Source organism: Brevibacterium spongiae (assembly GCF_026168515.1).
Lineage (GTDB): Bacteria > Actinomycetota > Actinomycetes > Actinomycetales > Brevibacteriaceae > Brevibacterium > Brevibacterium spongiae.
On the sequence record NZ_CP093443.1, the window covers coordinates 2,075,045 to 2,090,941 of the forward strand.

15 protein-coding genes and 2 pseudogenes are annotated in these 15,897 nt (G+C 62.7%); 8 read left to right on the plus strand and 9 right to left on the minus strand.

What is annotated here, in order from left to right; genetic code table 11:
* Positions 1-21 precede the first annotated feature (21 nt).
* Positions 22-957, plus strand: coding sequence for a helix-turn-helix transcriptional regulator (locus L1F31_RS09425; protein ID WP_265420367.1), 936 nt, complete (start codon positions 22-24; stop codon positions 955-957).
* Positions 958-975: 18 nt separating this feature from the next.
* Here the strand turns inward: L1F31_RS09425 and L1F31_RS09430 are convergent, their stop codons facing one another.
* Positions 976-1,773 (minus strand): septal ring lytic transglycosylase RlpA family protein, encoded by a 798-nt coding sequence (locus L1F31_RS09430; RefSeq protein WP_265420368.1) that lies wholly within the window; start codon positions 1,771-1,773, stop codon positions 976-978.
* A gap of 203 nt (positions 1,774-1,976) precedes the next feature.
* A complete protein-coding gene (locus L1F31_RS09435; protein ID WP_265420369.1) occupies positions 1,977-2,300 on the minus strand; it encodes a hypothetical protein in 324 nt (107 codons plus the stop codon).
* A 55-nt stretch (positions 2,301-2,355) separates the two neighbouring features.
* On the opposite strand from L1F31_RS09435, the gene L1F31_RS09440 reads away from it, so the two are divergent.
* From L1F31_RS09440 to L1F31_RS09455, 4 genes and pseudogenes are all read left to right on the plus strand, one after another.
* A complete protein-coding gene (locus L1F31_RS09440) occupies positions 2,356-3,138 on the plus strand; it encodes a glycerophosphodiester phosphodiesterase family protein (protein ID WP_265420370.1) in 783 nt (260 codons plus the stop codon).
* 79 nt (positions 3,139-3,217) lie between these two features.
* A complete protein-coding gene (locus tag L1F31_RS09445) occupies positions 3,218-3,559 on the plus strand; it encodes an RNA polymerase-binding protein RbpA (protein WP_092013842.1) in 342 nt (113 codons plus the stop codon).
* Positions 3,560-3,933: 374 nt separating this feature from the next.
* Positions 3,934-4,512, plus strand: a complete 579-nt coding sequence (locus tag L1F31_RS09450; RefSeq protein ID WP_265420371.1) for an IS110 family transposase — start codon at positions 3,934-3,936, stop codon at positions 4,510-4,512.
* An 84-nt stretch (positions 4,513-4,596) separates the two neighbouring features.
* A pseudogene (locus L1F31_RS09455) lies at positions 4,597-5,775 on the plus strand (ISL3 family transposase); the annotation flags it as partial.
* A gap of 14 nt (positions 5,776-5,789) precedes the next feature.
* Here L1F31_RS09455 and L1F31_RS18985 read toward each other — a convergent pair.
* From L1F31_RS18985 to L1F31_RS18995, 3 genes are read right to left on the minus strand one after another with little or no spacing between them, the layout of a single operon-like run.
* Positions 5,790-6,194, minus strand: a complete 405-nt coding sequence (locus L1F31_RS18985; protein ID WP_346732456.1) for an IS1634 family transposase — start codon at positions 6,192-6,194, stop codon at positions 5,790-5,792.
* The gene (locus L1F31_RS18990) at positions 6,097-6,648 is read right to left on the minus strand and encodes a hypothetical protein (RefSeq protein WP_346732506.1); all 552 of its coding nucleotides are present in this window, start codon (positions 6,646-6,648) and stop codon (positions 6,097-6,099) included. The genes L1F31_RS18985 and L1F31_RS18990 overlap by 98 nt, the downstream gene beginning before the upstream one ends.
* Positions 6,605-7,030: a hypothetical protein gene (locus L1F31_RS18995; RefSeq protein ID WP_346732457.1), complete on the minus strand. Its 426-nt coding sequence runs from the start codon at positions 7,028-7,030 to the stop codon at positions 6,605-6,607. Before L1F31_RS18995 ends, L1F31_RS18990 begins: the two co-directional genes overlap by 44 nt.
* Before the next feature lie 99 nt (positions 7,031-7,129).
* On the opposite strand from L1F31_RS18995, the pseudogene L1F31_RS09465 reads away from it, so the two are divergent.
* Positions 7,130-7,270 (plus strand): annotated as a pseudogene (locus L1F31_RS09465) (ISL3 family transposase); the annotation flags it as partial.
* A 370-nt stretch (positions 7,271-7,640) separates the two neighbouring features.
* Here the strand turns inward: L1F31_RS09465 and L1F31_RS09470 are convergent.
* From L1F31_RS09470 to L1F31_RS09485, 4 genes are all read right to left on the minus strand, one after another.
* Positions 7,641-7,799 carry a hypothetical protein gene (locus L1F31_RS09470; RefSeq protein WP_265417059.1) on the minus strand — a complete coding sequence of 53 codons (159 nt, stop codon included), beginning with the start codon at positions 7,797-7,799 and terminating at the stop codon, positions 7,641-7,643.
* Between the two features lie 21 nt (positions 7,800-7,820).
* The gene (locus L1F31_RS09475) at positions 7,821-8,756 is read right to left on the minus strand and encodes a cytochrome c oxidase assembly protein (protein ID WP_265417060.1); all 936 of its coding nucleotides are present in this window, start codon (positions 8,754-8,756) and stop codon (positions 7,821-7,823) included.
* A 979-nt stretch (positions 8,757-9,735) separates the two neighbouring features.
* On the minus strand, positions 9,736-10,494 hold the full coding sequence (locus L1F31_RS09480) for a polyprenol monophosphomannose synthase (RefSeq protein ID WP_265417061.1): 759 nt from the start codon (positions 10,492-10,494) through the stop codon (positions 9,736-9,738).
* 276 nt (positions 10,495-10,770) lie between these two features.
* Complete coding sequence (locus L1F31_RS09485) at positions 10,771-11,724, minus strand: amidohydrolase family protein (protein ID WP_265420417.1); 954 nt, start codon at positions 11,722-11,724, stop codon at positions 10,771-10,773.
* A 76-nt stretch (positions 11,725-11,800) separates the two neighbouring features.
* On the opposite strand from L1F31_RS09485, the gene L1F31_RS09490 reads away from it, so the two are divergent.
* A complete protein-coding gene (locus L1F31_RS09490) occupies positions 11,801-13,576 on the plus strand; it encodes a 5'-3' exonuclease H3TH domain-containing protein (protein WP_265417062.1) in 1,776 nt (591 codons plus the stop codon).
* A 42-nt stretch (positions 13,577-13,618) separates the two neighbouring features.
* The gene (gene secA2, locus L1F31_RS09495; RefSeq protein ID WP_265417063.1) at positions 13,619-15,880 is read left to right on the plus strand and encodes an accessory Sec system translocase SecA2; all 2,262 of its coding nucleotides are present in this window, start codon (positions 13,619-13,621) and stop codon (positions 15,878-15,880) included.
* The last annotated feature ends 17 nt before the right edge of the window (positions 15,881-15,897 follow it).

The following is a 15,897-nucleotide window of genomic DNA, read 5'->3' on the forward strand; positions in this document are numbered from 1 at the left end:
ATGGTCATTAGTCTGGGAACCATGAAGTCAGCGCGGCTCGTCTCGGAGATCGTCATCCTCGCCGCGCGGACGAGTCCGATCACCGCTGCTGCACTCGCCCGTCGCCTCGAGGTCACGGAGCGCACCGTCTATCGGGACCTGACGGATCTCTCGCTCATCGGAGTTCCCGTCCTCACCCAGTCGGGTCCGGGCGGTGGGATCAGCCTCCTCGGCGATTGGAGCTCTCCGGTCTCGGGTCTGACCCGGGATGAAGTCGATTCGGTGCTCGTCGGTTCCTCGGCGGCAGGAGACCTCGGTCTTTCGGCCGAACTCGCCTCCGCCCGGGAGAAGATCCTCGCGGAGACCGCCTCGGCGTTCTCCCGGCATATCCTCGTCGACGGTCCCGACTGGTTCATGGCCAAGGAGGACCCGCACGCGCTGAGCACCATCGTCGGGGCCCTGCGTTCGGGGCGGGGGCTGAACATCGTCTATGAGAGACAGGGGCGCGCTCGACCGCGGACCCTCATTCCGCTCGGTCTCGTCGTCAAGGCCGGCCGCTGGTATCTCGCGGCGCAGGCTCCCGGGGGCGTTCCCCGCACCTATCGGGTCGCTCGGATCCGATCAGCCGAACCGACGTATCTGCGGGTCACAGCACCACCGCAGTTCCGCCTCGGCGAATATTGGGAAGTCTCGCAGGAGGAGTTCGACCGGTCGATGCGCACCGTCATGGTCCGCCTGCGGCTGCCCCGGACGCGTGCCGATGATCTGCGGCGGGCCGTGCCCGGCAGACTCACCGAGGCGGCTCTGGCGGGGGCACGGGTCAGTGGCGAGGACATGGAGATCGAGCTGCCGATGGAACCCGCCGAGGTGGCCGTGAGTCAGCTCATCACCGTCCCCGACCTCACGGTCGTCTCCCCGATGCACATCCGCCGCGGCCTGCGCGATCAAGCGCGGGCCGCGGCGGAGAGGAATCGGTGAAGAGTCAGAGGCTCACGATCACTGGACGTCGTATTTGCCGTTGATCTGTCCGGCGCCGACGCCGCCGATGGCTTCCATCGCGGCCTTCGACAGGTCGAAGCAGCGGTTGCCGTGGTAGGGGCCGCGGTCGTTGATGCGCACGGTCACTGACTTGCCGTTCGCGGTGTTCGTGATCTTCACCTTGGACCCGAAGGGCAGGGTCTTGTGGGCTGCGGTGAGCTTGTTCGTATCGAAGATCTCGCCGTTGGCGGTCTGCTGCCCGTCGAAGCCGTCTCCGCCTCCGTAGTAGGACATCGGGCAGCTGCCGGATTCGCCGGCGGACTTCCCGGAGTTCGACGGTCCGTCGTTCTCATCGGCGGCGGACCCGCCGGCGGATTCCGACTCCTTATCGCCCGAGGACTTCTCGTCCGACTTCTTCGCATCGGTCGCACTCGGCTCGGGGCTCGGCGTCTCGATCTTCGTATCGATGGTGACGTCGGCGGGCTTCTCCTGAGCCTGCTTCTTCGCCTTGGCGAGGAATTCGTCGGTCGCCTTCGTCGGTTCGACAGGTGCGACGGCCGGGGCCTCGGCGACGACGTGGTCAGTCGGCGTCGTGCCTCCGGGGGCCATAGCCAGGCTCGAGGCGACGACGGCGGCGGTTGCCGCGGTGGGAACGATGAATGCTGAGAGCACAGGGCGAGTGCGGACTGCGGCGAGCACTCCCCCGGCGGTGTTCTCCTTGCGTTCCGGTGCGTGTCGACCGGACTTCTTCTTCGCCGTCAGCGCGGAGAAGAGCGAACCGCTCCGTTGTGTGCTCGGTGCTGAGTGTCTGCCCACAGTGATGTTCCTCGTCGTCAGAGTGTGTCTCGGCAACTCGGAGGCGTGCAGGGGAAGACCTCATCGCGGCGGTGCGCACGAGGAGGGACTCCAAGTTATCGGATTGTTACCTGCGGGAGAGTCTAATGAAGGAACTGTTACAAATGCAATGTGGCACGCCCGAACGGCGTGCCACACAGGTGAGAGTCTGCTCACCCGGAAGTTCACTCTGACTTGCGGGTGACGAGTTTGCGCACTCCCGCAGCTCCCGAGGTCACTCTCTCCTGTGCCTTGTCGAAGGCCTGTTCGACCTTGCCGCTGCGCACAGCGTCGTCGATGGCGTGAGACAGCGAACCGAGGGCCTTGTTGACGTTGCTTTCTGTGGCTTCGATGAGGCGGGACGTCGAAGCGGCCTCACGCACGTTCTTCACTCCGCTGCTCGCCGCGGTGTAGGCACGACCGGCGGCACGACGTGCCCGTTCGGTCGGTGTCTTCGCGGTGGAGTCGATGACGTAGTCGGGTTCGATGGGTTCGCGGTGTGAGCTCATGTCTCCATCCTTGATGACGCTCCTGTCGAAATCAACACCCGATTAGGATTGGACCATGAATTCTCAGCCCGAGGTCACCGCAGACCCAGAGATCATCGCGCACCGTGGCGGCCTGTGGCCGGGAATGAGTGAGAACACTCTTGAAGCGTTCACGGCGGCAGCGGAGGCGGGGGTGCATTGGATGGAGACCGACGTCCACGCATCAGCCGACGGGATCCTCTTCGCCGCCCATGACGCCGACCTCACCCGCATCGCCGGACGCCGCCAGGCCATCCGCGAGCTCACGGCAGCCGAACTCGATGGGATCGACCTCATCGCCGGGGGTCGTCTGCCCCGCCTCGAGGCTCTGCTGCAGGCGCTTCCCGACGTCGAGTGGAATATCGATGTGAAAGCCGAGCACAGCATCGGCCCGATGATCCGCTTCGTGCACAACTTCGGCGCCGCCGAACGCGTCCGGCTCGCTTCCTTCGACTCCGGCACCCTGCGACGACTGCGCACCGCGCTGCCGGGGGTGCGCACGTCGACGGGGACCACGGAGACGGCGCTCTTCGCCCTCGGTCGCCTGCCGGGTCTGCCGGCTCATGGCCTGCTGGCCCTGGTCCCGGAGATCGATGCCCTGCAGGTGCCCGAACGGTTCAGGGGCCTTCCCGTCGTCACTGCGGACTTCGTTGCTCGGGCCCACAGTGCGGGCTTGCTCGTCCACGTGTGGACTGTGAACGAGGCAGAGAGAATGCAGGCCCTTTTCGACCTCGGCGTCGACGGCATCGTCACCGATGATGTCGACACAGGGCTCGGTGAACTCTCTGCGGCACTGGGCCGCAGGGACGGTCTCGGGTAATGGGCCCGAAGGAATAGACGGACACGGTAGACTGTTACATTGCGTCCAAGGTGAGCAGTCGAGTCGGAAGGTCTTAGATATGAGCGAACGCAGTCTCCGCGGAACACAGTTGGGCTCGCGCAGCCTCGAAACCGAAGAGGGCGTCGAGCCGGCACCGCGTCAGATGGTGGAGTTCGAGTGCGAGGACGGAACCCGTTTCAAGGTTCCCTTCTCGATCGAAGCCGAGGTCCCCTCGACGTGGGACTCCGGGATCCACGGCATCGGTGTGCGCGTCGGCGTGAATGAGCCCGACGGCGACCCCGTCAAGCACGTGCGCTCCCACTGGGACATGCTGCTCGAGCGTCGGTCCTTCGACGAACTCCAGGTGCTCCTCGACGAGCGCCTGGCGATCCGTCGCGGAGAGGTTCCCGCGCAGAGCTGAACCACGGGTGAAAGCCCGGACAGGTATCAAAAAAGGGGCGCAGGCCATCGGGCCTGTGCCCCGCATTGTTGCCCCGAGTATGGGTGGTGGCTGGTCTGGGACTAGCTGGCAGAGTAGGGACTGACCGTCCCATCGATCATCATGACTCTAATTGCTACTGACTCCAACGATGTCTTCGTCGGGATCTGTCTGGTGATCGGTGGGCGGTCGGCACCGGCTCGGCCCACATCGGTAACTTGATCAGAAGGTTGTCCGTTCCTGAACGAACGTGACTCATCACAGTAGTGTTCCGACGTGACTATCTCCCCGGGCCGGAGCCGACCGTTCGACGGTCGGACCTTATCCGCTCTGACACGGGAGAATCATGAACCGTCATGTCTATCATCTCGCATTTGTACGCGTTTGTCGTCGGCGTCGACACCCACGCGAAGAACCACGTCTACGCCGTGCTCACCAGTTCTGGTGAGCATGTCGATACTCGCGATTTCCCCACCAGCAAGGCCGGCCTGAAGCGGGCTTTGGACTGGGTCGGTCGCCGTACAGGCGGGGACCAGGACACCCTGTGGGTGATCGAGGGCATCGGCACCTACGGGGCGATCCTGGCTGAGAATGTCGCCGAGGCCGGGTACACGGTCGCCGAGGCTGCCAGCATGAACGCCCGCGACCGCCATGCCACAGGCAAGGACGACCGCATCGATGCCTACAGGATCGCTCACACCGTCCTATCAATGGACGAGTCGCGGCTGCGGTTTCCCAGGCAGGCCGATGGTCCGCGTCAGGGACTGCGGATCCTGGTCAAGGCCCGCCAGTCCATGACCCAGGAGAAAACGCGGACTATCAATGCGCTGACCGGCCTGTTGCGGGCCAATGACCTCGGGATTGATGCGCGCCGGAAACTGTCTGTGTTGTCCCTGATCCACCTTCAAAAGGGCTCTTCGCAGTTGAGGGTGTAAAACCGGTGCGCGTCGCTACACAGAAATAGGTCGAGGCCTTTCGAAGATGGAAGTTCCTACACAAACCATCCGAAAGACCTCGACGTGCACCACCTTACGTTCTCCACCCCTGACCTCACCACGTTCTGCCACCTCGACACACTCGGCCTGCACTGTCAGGGCCAACACGTCACCGATTCAGAAACAGTTCTCCTGTGCACCCCAACGACCGATGATCAGTGGTGCCGCCGATGCGGCGGACACGGCAAGCCACGCGACACCGTGACCCGGAGACTAGCTCACGAACCCTTCGGACACCGTCCAACCACCCTGGTCATCCGACTCCGGCGCTACAAATGCGAACTCTGCTCACGTGTGTGGCGCCATGACACCGACCAAGCCGCCCCGGCCCGGGCGAAGATCTCCCGAACTTGTCTCGCCTGGGCGCTGAAAGCACTCGTTGTCGATCACGCCACTATCTCCGTCATCGCAGCCAAGCTCGCCGTATCTTGGCATACCGCTAACGACGCCATCCTTGCTGAAGGACAGCGGGTCCTCATCGACGATCCTTCCCGGTTCGACAACGTCGCCGTCATCGGTGTTGACGAGCATGTATGGCGGCACACCCGACGTAGCGACAAGTACGTGACCGTGATCATCGACCTCACCCCGATCCGCGATAAGACAGGCCCAGCCAGACTCTTGGACATGGTCGAGGGACGGTCGAAAGCGGTGTTCAAGTCGTGGCTGGCCGGACGGTCGAAGGAGTTCCGCGATGGTATCGAGGTCGTGGCGATGGATGGGTCCACCGGGTTCAAGACCGCGGCTGTCGAAGAGCTTCCGGCCGCGGTGGAAGTGATGGATCCGTTCCACGTCGTGGGTCTCGCCGGGGACAGTCTCGACGAGGTCCGCAGGCGTGTTCAGCAGGAAACGACCGGACACCGCGGCAAAAAGGGTGACCCGTTGTATCAGGCCCGGCGGACCCTGCACACCGGGTGTCAATTACTCACCGAGCGGCAGCAACAGCGAATCGTCGCGCTCTTCGCTGATGACAATCATGCTGATGTCGAAGTGACCTGGAGCGTGTTCCAGGACATCATCACCGCCTACCGCAACCCGGACCGAGCCGCGGGGAAGAAGTCGCTGCAGGCGATCATCGAGTCGATCTCGTCGGGGGTGCCTGCCGGTCTTGTTGAGTTGCGCCGGCTGGGTCGGACATTGAAGAAGCGCGTTGTCGATGTGTTGGCGTATTTCGATCGGCCGGGGACGTCGAATGGTCTGACCTGAGTTGCTTCACTTTAGTGTCCCGACCCGGGCCCGAAATTCTCGACATTTTCGATTAGCTTCGCGGCGGTTGGAGGGATGTCGGGTGGGAACACGAGCTCGTGCCCATCGATCTCGCCCACGAACTCACGCAAAGGCCGCAGTGTGGTCACGATCTTCTTCAAGGACAGCCCCGTCGCTTCCTGCATGAACCTCGATACAGCCAACGCCGTGAACACAACCGTCAGGTGCGCCTCGATCGCGTCACGAGTGCGATGGAAGATCGGACGGGCTCGAAGGTCAGTCTTCGACATCCGAAATGACTGCTCGACATGCCACAAGTCATGATAAGACCCGACGACATCGTTGGCCGACATCACGTTTGCTGCGATATTCGTGACGTAGCCCTTTCCAACCGGCCAACCCGACGGCCTTGTCATACCCAGATTCGTCGAAGACCTTCGTCGACCCCTTGGTTTTGACGAACCGTGCTGCTTTCGGTTTCGATTCCCCATCGATGATGCGTATGGCGCGGTTGCGTTGCAGATTCAGCGTCTCCCGGTCTCTCACGGCTCGTTTCCGCCGGTATTGCCACACTGCTCGCCAGGCGTGCGGATGGTCCGCAGGTGACCACACAGGTTCGGCACGAGTCAGAGTCCGGTTCTTATTCAACGCCACGGTGGCTCGTGGTGTCAGGGTATCGACGAGTTGCCCGTCTTCGGTGTTCGTGCCGTTCCAGGTGAAGTAGGTTGCCAGATCATTTGGTGCTTTCGTCTGTCGTGATCCCACGATGAACCTCAGCCCGGCGTCATCGATGGCCTTCAGGTTCGCGGCTGAGAGCATTCCAGCATCAGCGACGATGAGCCTGTTTGGTATCGGCACCGAGTTCGTCAAGGACTCTAATGCTGTCGGACTTCGAGGTGGGTTCGACGATGCGAGCGAGGACGATCTGGAAGAAGGCTTCGTCGTCGACGACGTGGAAGCCCAGCCTGTCATAAGCGGTGCGGACCGTATCGATAAGCACACGCGATGCCGATCCCTTCACCCGTCGACGTGAACCAGCAGAGACCTTGTTTCCGGTGTCGAGGTCCAAAGACAGCTGACCGGTGGACTCGTTGATCTTCTCGCGGCCGGCTTCTTCGAGTGCTGCCAACTGTGCCGGGGTGTGGGCGGAACCGAGGTGTTCGATAACGGTGAGTTTGCCGTGGCGTTTCGTCACGATTTGGACCGCGGTTGCCCCGGACGCGGTCGGGACTTTCCTCAGTCGCAGGCTCATACACTCATTCTACGGACCCGTTTAGTGTCCCAGTTCCGCGCATGACAGCACTCTCACCAGCACCGATGCCGAATCAAAACCCAAAATCAGCCTAAGTGAAGCAAGTCAGGTCCGACGGAGGCGTTGAACGGCAGGCTGGAACACCTGCGCGGGTCGCCGCTGGGGTTCCGCAACCTCACCCACTACATCGCCAGGAGCTTGCTCGAGACGGGAGGATTCAGGCCCCGATTACACTCCTAAATGTGAAGAGCCTGTAAACCGACTCTACGCCTGAGTTGTCCAAGAAGGTGAAATGAATGTTGAGGCGTCTGTCCGTTCTTGCCAACCGTGCAGTGATAGCAAGAATCGTCTTCTGTGGAGTGAATCGCCCCGGACCAGCCCCATACCCGGCGCCGGGGCAGGAGCCGAGGCAAAATTGAACGCATGTCGGCGATCGGCCTCGACTGGCGACAAGTGACTATCAGTGACGAATGGGTGATAACGCGCAATGGCGAACACTACCTCCTGCGCGTCGGGATGTCAACTTAGGCACTACTATATTCCCCCGTCAGAGGAACAACTCCCAGTCAGGCCACCGTCGTCGGACATCACGAGAACTGTGAATCAGGGCTTAGGTGCGCTGATCCGTGCCTATGAGACCGATGATGTGATGACGAGGAACCTGGATCGGTTGCTGCGAGCCGATCTTGTCGTCATCGATGGCTTCGGGGTGTTGCCGGTCAGCGAGGGTGCTGCCAAGGGGCTGTAGCAACTTGTCGATGTTGCTCACGAGATTCAGACGGGAACAGATTCAGTGCTGTTTATGCATTCTATCCTGGTCGCTAAGATCTAAAAGGTATTCATTGTAAGAATCCATTGCCGCGTCCTCACTCGACTGATTGATCTTGTGTGATTTCTGTTCCTGCGCAAACCAGCGAGCCAGACAGATGATAAGCACGAGGAACAACGGCATTTCGGCGTATGTCCATAGAAGTGCACCCGCAACCGCCTGGTCGTAGACAGGATCGATTCCGTTAGTCGCCATTGAATACTGTTCGAAAATAGGCCGACCCATTCGCAGAAAGGTTAGTCCGAGTATGGCGTGAATCTGCAGTTCAATGGCAATGTCTAAGAATCGGGAGGGAAAGGACTGCGCTCGAGGCAGTGGATCAACCGACCAGAGTGGAACAGCGGCAAGGATTCCACCGAGTAGAAACATCACCAGCAGGAACTCCATTCCGGCCCGAGTTGATACGAATATGCTGATTGCATCGCTCAGGTACAGGACGGGAAATGCCAGAAGAGCAAAAATAATTGGAACTGCGGGATGGAGCAACATGCCTGTCCACTTCGAGCGTAGCCCGCCGAGAGCCGCTCGGAGGATGGTTCCACCAAATCCGCCGTGTGGCATCGTTCGGAGCAAAAGCACACCGGGGGCACCAGTGAGTAGAAGCGGAGGGACCACGGTCAATAAAGTGATCTGTTGAAACATCAGCGCGGTCAGCGAATGCGGCGCGGCCGCGTTCACTCCCAAAGTCGTTACGAGGAATGCAATAACGCAACCCAAAACAAAGGAAAGCAACCGGGCCGGATTCCAAAATCGCCGTTGAGACCATAGCTTGAATGCTCCTGCCAGATAGAGCGAGCATAAAGTTAAGGAAATTACGGCGACGATCCATGACGCAGAAGTGAAGTCGAAACGGAGCCAGAGCGGTACCTGTTGCAACAAGTCAGCAGCGTCGTTCACTGTCCCTCGCCTCTCAATCGGCCCTGTTGTTAGCAGTATAGTCTCAAGCGGGTCGATCTCAGAAATCGAGTAGTGAACCATGATGGAGACAGTGAAGCCACGGAGAGAACTTCACTGTCATACCCCCAAAATGAGATACCCGCTCCGGACTTCCTGAATGAGCTGTCAACATGGTCCTCGACGCTCTCGAGGACGACCCGCGGTGCCCGCCGCGGCATCTTCCCACCGCACCGGTGATACGCTCGGCGCTTTCCCGGAAACGCTGCGGTCGTGAGTCAAGCGGGATCAGGCCGATGCCGGGGGTGCGCCTATGTTTTAGGTCAATGGGCAGGCACGAGTTTCCTCAAGAAGATCGGTAGGACCCGAAAGAACCGGGACGATCGGTCCGGGACCTTCTCCCAGACTGATCAGGCACTTCGAGTCAGGTCGGTTCAGGCAGTTGTCACCGATTCCGCACCACGCTTAAAATCGGGCTGGCCCGCACCAAGTAGGAACCAGTGTCGACGCGGCAGGCATATCTATGATGCACCCGACTGAGTTGTTCGGACCACAGGAGAAGGCAACACTGAAGGGACTTTGGAACTCCACGGCGAGCAGCGGCGCTGATTCGCTTAAAAGGCAACGACCCAGCAAGCAGCTCTGACACCATCAATACGGTCCCAGCAGTGCCGGATGGTGCGGGCTCGGATGACACGACAGAGAGGTGCACGTATAGGAACCAGTGTACCAACGCTGGTTAAGCGAACCTGTCGACCCAAAATCTGGTAGATCAGAACTTGTATGGCCAATCGGCTCGGGGAAGAGACGACGAAGATGAGTGCCATCTGGTGCATGAAGCCGTATTCCGCACGGTCCATTTAACGCATTCTCGAGGCACCGAACTACACAAACCAGGCCGCTTGACAAGAATTGAATAGTCCTGGCGGGTCCCCAGCAGCCCGGGTTGCTGGCGACCCGCCAGGTAGTACGTGGAGGGGAATCACGTGAGTGCGCTGGTGCGGGTCAGCAGTCGGCGCAGCTGTCTGCGGCGACGAGCCAATCCCCAGCCGGCGACCTTCGTGAAAGCTTCGGAGATGATCGATCCGCTCATCTTCGACTCGCCGAGCTCACGTTCGACGAAGACGATGGGAACCTCGGCGATGCGGAAGCCGGCTTCGACGGTGCGGTAGGTCATATCGATCTGGAAGCAGTACCCCTGCGACTGCACACCGGAGAGGTCGAGTTCTTCGAGCACCTCGCGGGTGTAGGCGCGGAAACCTGCGGTCGCGTCCTTGACTCCCAGACCCATCGCGGCATTGACGTAGACGTTGGCTCCCCGGGAGAGGAAGAACCGCGACTTCGGCCAGTCGACGATCGTGCCGCCCGGCACCCACCGTGATCCGATGACGAGGTCGGCCTCACCCGCCCGAGCCACGGACAGCAGCTGCTCGAGATCGAGCGGACGGTGCGATCCGTCGGCGTCGAATTCGCAGATGATCTCGTAGTCGCGTTCCAGAGCCCATTCGAATCCGGCGATATAGGCCATGCCCAGGCCCGATTTCTCGCTCCGGTGGAGGACGCTGATGCGGGGATCCGACTGCGCCTGTTCGTCTGCCCACTCCCCCGTGCCGTCGGGCGAGCCGTCATCGACGATGAGGACATCGATCTCCGGCTGCTGTTCGAAGAGCCCGGAGAGGGTGACGGGGAGGGCGAGTCGTTCGTTGTAGGTCGGAATGACGACGAGGATCTTGGAAAGCACGGACTCCACGATACGCGGTCGGTGCCTGTGATATTGAGTCGACACCCCCGCCTTCGGGCCACGCCGCGGACGCAGCGAGTTGTCTAATGACGGGAGTGTCGACTCCATCCCGCTTCTCGCAGAATGTTCTCCTCGAATCTAGATGCCGGGCACGACTTTGCAAAATCGCTGTGACCTGGGCTGATGAGTGAATCCCCAGGTCAGAGGCTCACAACTAGCCGAAGAAAGTTTCACTTCGCTGGCGTGTCGGCTGGACATCATGTCTCGGATATCGAGTCAGAGGGCGACTCGTGTGGGCAGCGACACGTCCGGTGCGAGCTCCGGCAGCCCGGGTGTTCCCGAACGCGGATCGGTGCTCCATGCCGCGACACGCGGATCGGCGACCTGAACGACGAGACGTTCGATCTGCCAGCGCACGATGTCTGCGTCGGCTCCCGGGGCCAGCACTCCGCCCTCGGGGTTGCCGGCGGCTCGATGGGCGAATCGAGTCGCTGCGTTGAAGGCGGCGCGGGCGCCGATGCCGTGATCGCCGACGACGGCGGCGCGCACTCCTGCCCAGGGAGAAGACTCCGAATGGCAGAACGAGACCTGCGCGCCGGCGGCCAACAGCTGCGCCAGAGGCTGAGGGCGCACCGGGTCGACGGTGATCGCGACCCCGCTGCGGCCCAGGGCTTCGACCAGCTCGTCGGCGATGGTGAAGTCGAGGCGCAGTCGGTATCCGCACCGCTGCGCTAACGCCGGGTCGGCACACAGTGCTTCGAGCACCTCGCCGAGGCGCTCATTCGAATCGATGAGGACGAAGAGGCTGAGCTCGGGCAGGGTCTGTTCGCTGAGCAGCCGTGCGGCATCGATCGAGGCCCGCCCGCCGACTGCACCGGCACCGGCAGCAGCGGGATCGGCACCCTCGTCGGTCAGGGTCGGATAGGCCACGACCGACAGGCCCTCCGGTGCTCCTGCGGTGAACCGGGCGGTTGCCTCGGCGCTGCCGAGGGCGTGGACATGGGTGAAGCCCGCGTCGTACAGCTCCTGCGCACTCAGGGCCGCCTCGTCCAGGACGAGCCCGGCGTGGACGAATCCGGGTGTGAGGAAGTCCTCCTCCAGGTCGATCGCATCGGGGTCCAGGGCCTTGGCCGCCTCATCGGAACCGATGAACGAGACCTTGCCGTCAGCACATCCCAGTGCCGTGGCAAACGGGTCGACACTGCTGTAAACATCTCCACCAAAGTACATAGTCACAGCCGACAGGCTACACCGTCCGCACACGCGGCTACACCTGTGTCAGGAGGGTCGGGTATCGTCACCTGATGTGAAGCCATTGGTTCTGCTCGATACGCCTGCACTGTACTACCGCGCCTTCTACTCGGTGCCGGATTCGATCGTCAACGATGACGGTCAGCCGGTCAATGCTGTTCGCGGGGTGCTCGACACCGTCGCCCAGATGATCCGCCGCTTCGATTCCGCCCGTGTGGTGGCGACGATGGACGCGGACTGGCGCCCGGCCTTCCGCACCGCGATCATGCCCGAATACAAGGCAGCCCGGGTCAAGGACGAGGACGCCGGCACGGAGATCCCGCCCGAATTGGCCGGGCAGCTGCCGATCTTGAACCGCGTGCTCGCTGCCGCGGGCATCCCCATCGCCGAGGTGGCCGGAACCGAGGCCGATGATGTCATCGCAACCATGGCGGCCGAGTCGACCACTCCAGTGATCATCGTCTCCCCCGACCGTGACCTGCTCGCGCTCATCGATGCGGACACCGACGTAAGCGTTCTGCGTCCTCGTAAGGGCGGGGAATGGGAGTCAGTGACTCAGGCCGATCTGCCGAGTGCCTACGGAGTGCCCGATGGGCCCCGCTATCGTGAGCTCGCGGCCCTGCGCGGCGACCCGTCGGATGGGTTGCCCGGGGCTCCGGGGATCGGGGAGAAGACCGCTGCCACGCTGCTGGCGAACTTCGGTTCGCTCGAGTCCATCATCAAGGCTGCGAAGGCCGGTGTGAAGACCGGCGGTCTGAGTCCGAAGCGGGCGGCGACCATCATCGACGTCGAAGACACCCTGTACAAGACGCTCGAAGTCATGCGCTGCCTCACCGATGTCGACCATCGCGTGGATCTCAGTGCCGTGCCGAACCGCTTCGACCGGGCCTCGGTCCTCGCAGCCGCAGAAGGACAGAACATCCGCCGTTCCGTCGACAATCTCATCGGTGCACTCGAATCTGCAGGCGGCGGTTCGGAGACCGCTGGTTCGAGCGCAGACAATTCGCACCCCGGTGAGTCGAGGGCCGACGGTCCGGGGATCAACGATGCGAGGGCCGAGCAGGACGGCACTCCCCCGCTCGCACAGTCCTCAACGGCACCGGGCTCGGCGCGTGGACCGTCTTCGGAGACCGGGCGGTCCGGCGGCGCGGCAGGCACGTGGGTGCAGTCCCGGCTCGTCGGCTTCGACCTCGAGACGACCGGAGTCGACCCGGCCACGGCCCGCATCGTCACCGCCGCCTTCGTCGACTCGGCGACGCAGACGCGGACCTGGCTGGCCGATCCCGGCATCGACATCCCCGAGTCGGCACGCGCCGTCCACGGCATCACCACCGAGTACGCTCAAGCCAACGGTGCGCCGGCGGCCGCAGTCGTCACCGAACTCTGCGATGAGTTCGCCGCGCTCAAGGACGAAGGTGCCGTCGTCGTCGGTCACAACGTCGTCTACGATCTGAGCGTGATGGCCGCCGAGGTGGCCCGCCATCGCCCGGACATCGACTTCGCATCGATCATCCCGACGATCGTCGACACCTTCGTCCTCGACAAGCACATCGATCCGTACCGCAGGGGAAAGCGCACACTCGTCGACACTGCGAAGACCTACCGAGTCGACCTCCTCGACGCCCACGATGCTGCCGCCGACGCGCTCGCGGCACTGGACATTTCCCGAGCGTTGGCCGAAAAGTCCACGGAAATCGCGGGTCTGAGCAATGGCGAGATCATGAGCGCCCAAGCCGAATGGAAACGCTCACAGGCCGCGGGACTCCAGGCCTGGCTGCGGAAGAAGGGCAACGCCGAAGCCGTCGTCGACGGTTCGTGGCCGATGCCCTGAACGTTAGACTCGACACCGACGCACTTACGACGAAGGACGACAATGGGATTCTTTTCACGCCTGCTCAACCGACCCGGCGCTCACGCGGAGAAGGCAACGGGTTGGTTCGAACGCGCGGCCGAGGACCTCGCCGCTGCCGGACGTGAATACTCCGAGCTCAGCGATGCCGAACTCACCGAGGCCGCCGGCGAGGTCTTCGCCTCGGGAAGCCAGCAGCAGATGCTCACCCGCTACTGCGCTCTCGCCCGCGAGGCCGGTTCGCGTGCCCTGGACGAAACCGCGTATGACACACAGCTGCGCGGACTCATCGGGCTCCTCCAAGGCAGCATCGTGCAGATGGCGACCGGTGAGGGCAAGACCCTCGTCGGAGCCTTGGCCGCAGCCGGATACGCCCTGCAGGGACGCCGCGTCCACGTCGTCAGCGTCAATGACTACCTGGCCGTGCGCGACCGGAAGTGGATGAAACCGCTCTTCGACCTCCTCGGTGTGCGGTCGGCGGCGATCTCGGGGGCGCAGGACGACGACGAACGACGTCAGGCGTATCAGGCCGAGGTCGTCTACGCCTCGGTGACCGAGGTCGGATTCGATGTCCTGCGGGACCGCTTCCTCACCGATGATGCGGACCTGCGTGTTCCCGACCGCGACGTCGTCATCGTCGACGAAGCCGATTCCGTGCTCATCGATGAGGCCCGTGTCCCCCTCGTCCTGGCCGGGTCGGCCAGCGTCGAAGACGCCGACGCCGCGATCGCAGCACTCGTGGCCGAACTCAGCCCCGATACCCACTTCGAGGTCAGCCCCGACCGGAACGCCGTGTCACTGACCGATGCCGGAGTCGACCGTGTCGAAGAGGAACTCGATGTCGAACTCTTCGGTGAGGACTCCGAGACGCTGGCCGCCGTCAACCTCGCACTCTACGCTCGAGCCCTGGTCAAACGCGATGTCGACTATCTCGTCGTCGATGGTCGGGTCAAACTCATCTCCTCGTCCCGCGGACGCGTCGCGGAGCTGCAGCGCTGGCCCGACGGACTCCAGGCCGCCGTCGAAGCCAAAGAGAACCTCGGCACCACCGACAGCGGTGAGATCCTCGACCAGATGACCGTCGAAGAACTCGTCCACGGCTATGAGACAGTGTGCGGAATGACGGGCACGGCTCTGGCCGTCGGCGACGATCTGCGCGAGTTCTACAATCTCGAGATCGTGCCCATCGACACCCACCTGCCGGTCGTCCGCATCGACGAACCCGACCGCCTCTTCACCTATCAGGAGTCGAAGGAGCGCGCGATCGTCGAGGAAGTCGCGGACAACCACGCCCGCCGTCGGCCGGTGCTCATCGGCACCTCGTCGGTGGCCGAAAGCGAATCACTCGCCCAGCGCCTGAGCGAACGCGGCATCGACGCCGCAGTCCTCAACGCGAAGGACGACACTCATGAGGCCGAGATCATCGCCGGAGCCGGTGCGCCGGGAGCCGTGACGGTGTCCACGCAGATGGCGGGGCGCGGCACCGATATCCGGCTCGCCGATGACGACGTCGCCGAGGCAGGCGGTCTGCTCGTCATCGGAGCCGGACGCTATCCGTCCTCCCGCCTCGATGATCAGCTGCGCGGTCGTGCCGGGCGACAGGGAGATCCGGGAACCTCAGTGTTCTTCACAAGTCTGGAAGATGAGCTGGTCACTCGCGTCCCGGAGATCCAACGGTTCGTCTCCGAAGGCGACGAGACCGGACTCATCGACTCCAAGCGCGCCCTCGGCCTCGTCGAACATGCTCAGCGCATCGCAGAGGGACAGAACACGGCACTGCACCGCGACACCTGGCGGTTCAACGAGCTCATGGCCAAGCAGCGAGAACTCGTCTTGGAACGTCGCACGGAGATCCGCAAGGACGACGGTCCTGTCGAACAGCTGCGCAGCGAACTCGGCGACAGAGCCGAGCAGATCGCGGCCGAACACTCCGAAGAGCTCCTCGACGAGGTGCTGCGGGAAGTCATGCTCTTCCACCTCGACTCCCGCTGGGTCGATCATCTGGCGTTCCTCAACGATCTGCGCGAAGGCATCCACCTGCGCACCTTCGCGCGGGAGAAGCCGCATGAGGCGTTCAACGCGGAATCCATCCGCGTCTTCTCCTCATTCTGGTCCGATGTCATCGAGGATTCGAAGACCACCATCGCGGAGGCCGAGATCACGGCCGAGGGAATCGATCTCGAGTCCCACGGCCTCAAGCGACCCTCGTCGACGTGGACCTACCTGACGACGGAGAACGCCTTCGGCTCGGACATCGAGAACATCGTCAAGAAGGTCCGCCGCTGAGCATGAAGCGTCACTGA

What these genes read in the sequence shown, in the direction of transcription:
- L1F31_RS09425 (WP_265420367.1), top strand. Translation starts at nt 22, where the DNA reads ATGAAGTCAGCGCGGCTCGTCTCGGAGATCGTCATCCTCGCCGCGCGG.
- L1F31_RS09435 (WP_265420369.1), bottom strand. Translation starts at nt 2,300, where the DNA reads ATGAGCTCACACCGCGAACCCATCGAACCCGACTACGTCATCGACTCC.
- L1F31_RS09440 (WP_265420370.1), top strand. Translation starts at nt 2,356, where the DNA reads ATGAATTCTCAGCCCGAGGTCACCGCAGACCCAGAGATCATCGCGCAC.
- L1F31_RS09445 (WP_092013842.1), top strand. Translation starts at nt 3,218, where the DNA reads ATGAGCGAACGCAGTCTCCGCGGAACACAGTTGGGCTCGCGCAGCCTC.
- L1F31_RS09450 (WP_265420371.1), top strand. Translation starts at nt 3,934, where the DNA reads ATGTCTATCATCTCGCATTTGTACGCGTTTGTCGTCGGCGTCGACACC.
- L1F31_RS18985 (WP_346732456.1), bottom strand. Translation starts at nt 6,194, where the DNA reads ATGACAAGGCCGTCGGGTTGGCCGGTTGGAAAGGGCTACGTCACGAAT.
- L1F31_RS18995 (WP_346732457.1), bottom strand. Translation starts at nt 7,030, where the DNA reads ATGAGCCTGCGACTGAGGAAAGTCCCGACCGCGTCCGGGGCAACCGCG.
- L1F31_RS09485 (WP_265420417.1), bottom strand. Translation starts at nt 11,724, where the DNA reads ATGTACTTTGGTGGAGATGTTTACAGCAGTGTCGACCCGTTTGCCACG.
- secA2 (WP_265417063.1), top strand. Translation starts at nt 13,619, where the DNA reads ATGGGATTCTTTTCACGCCTGCTCAACCGACCCGGCGCTCACGCGGAG.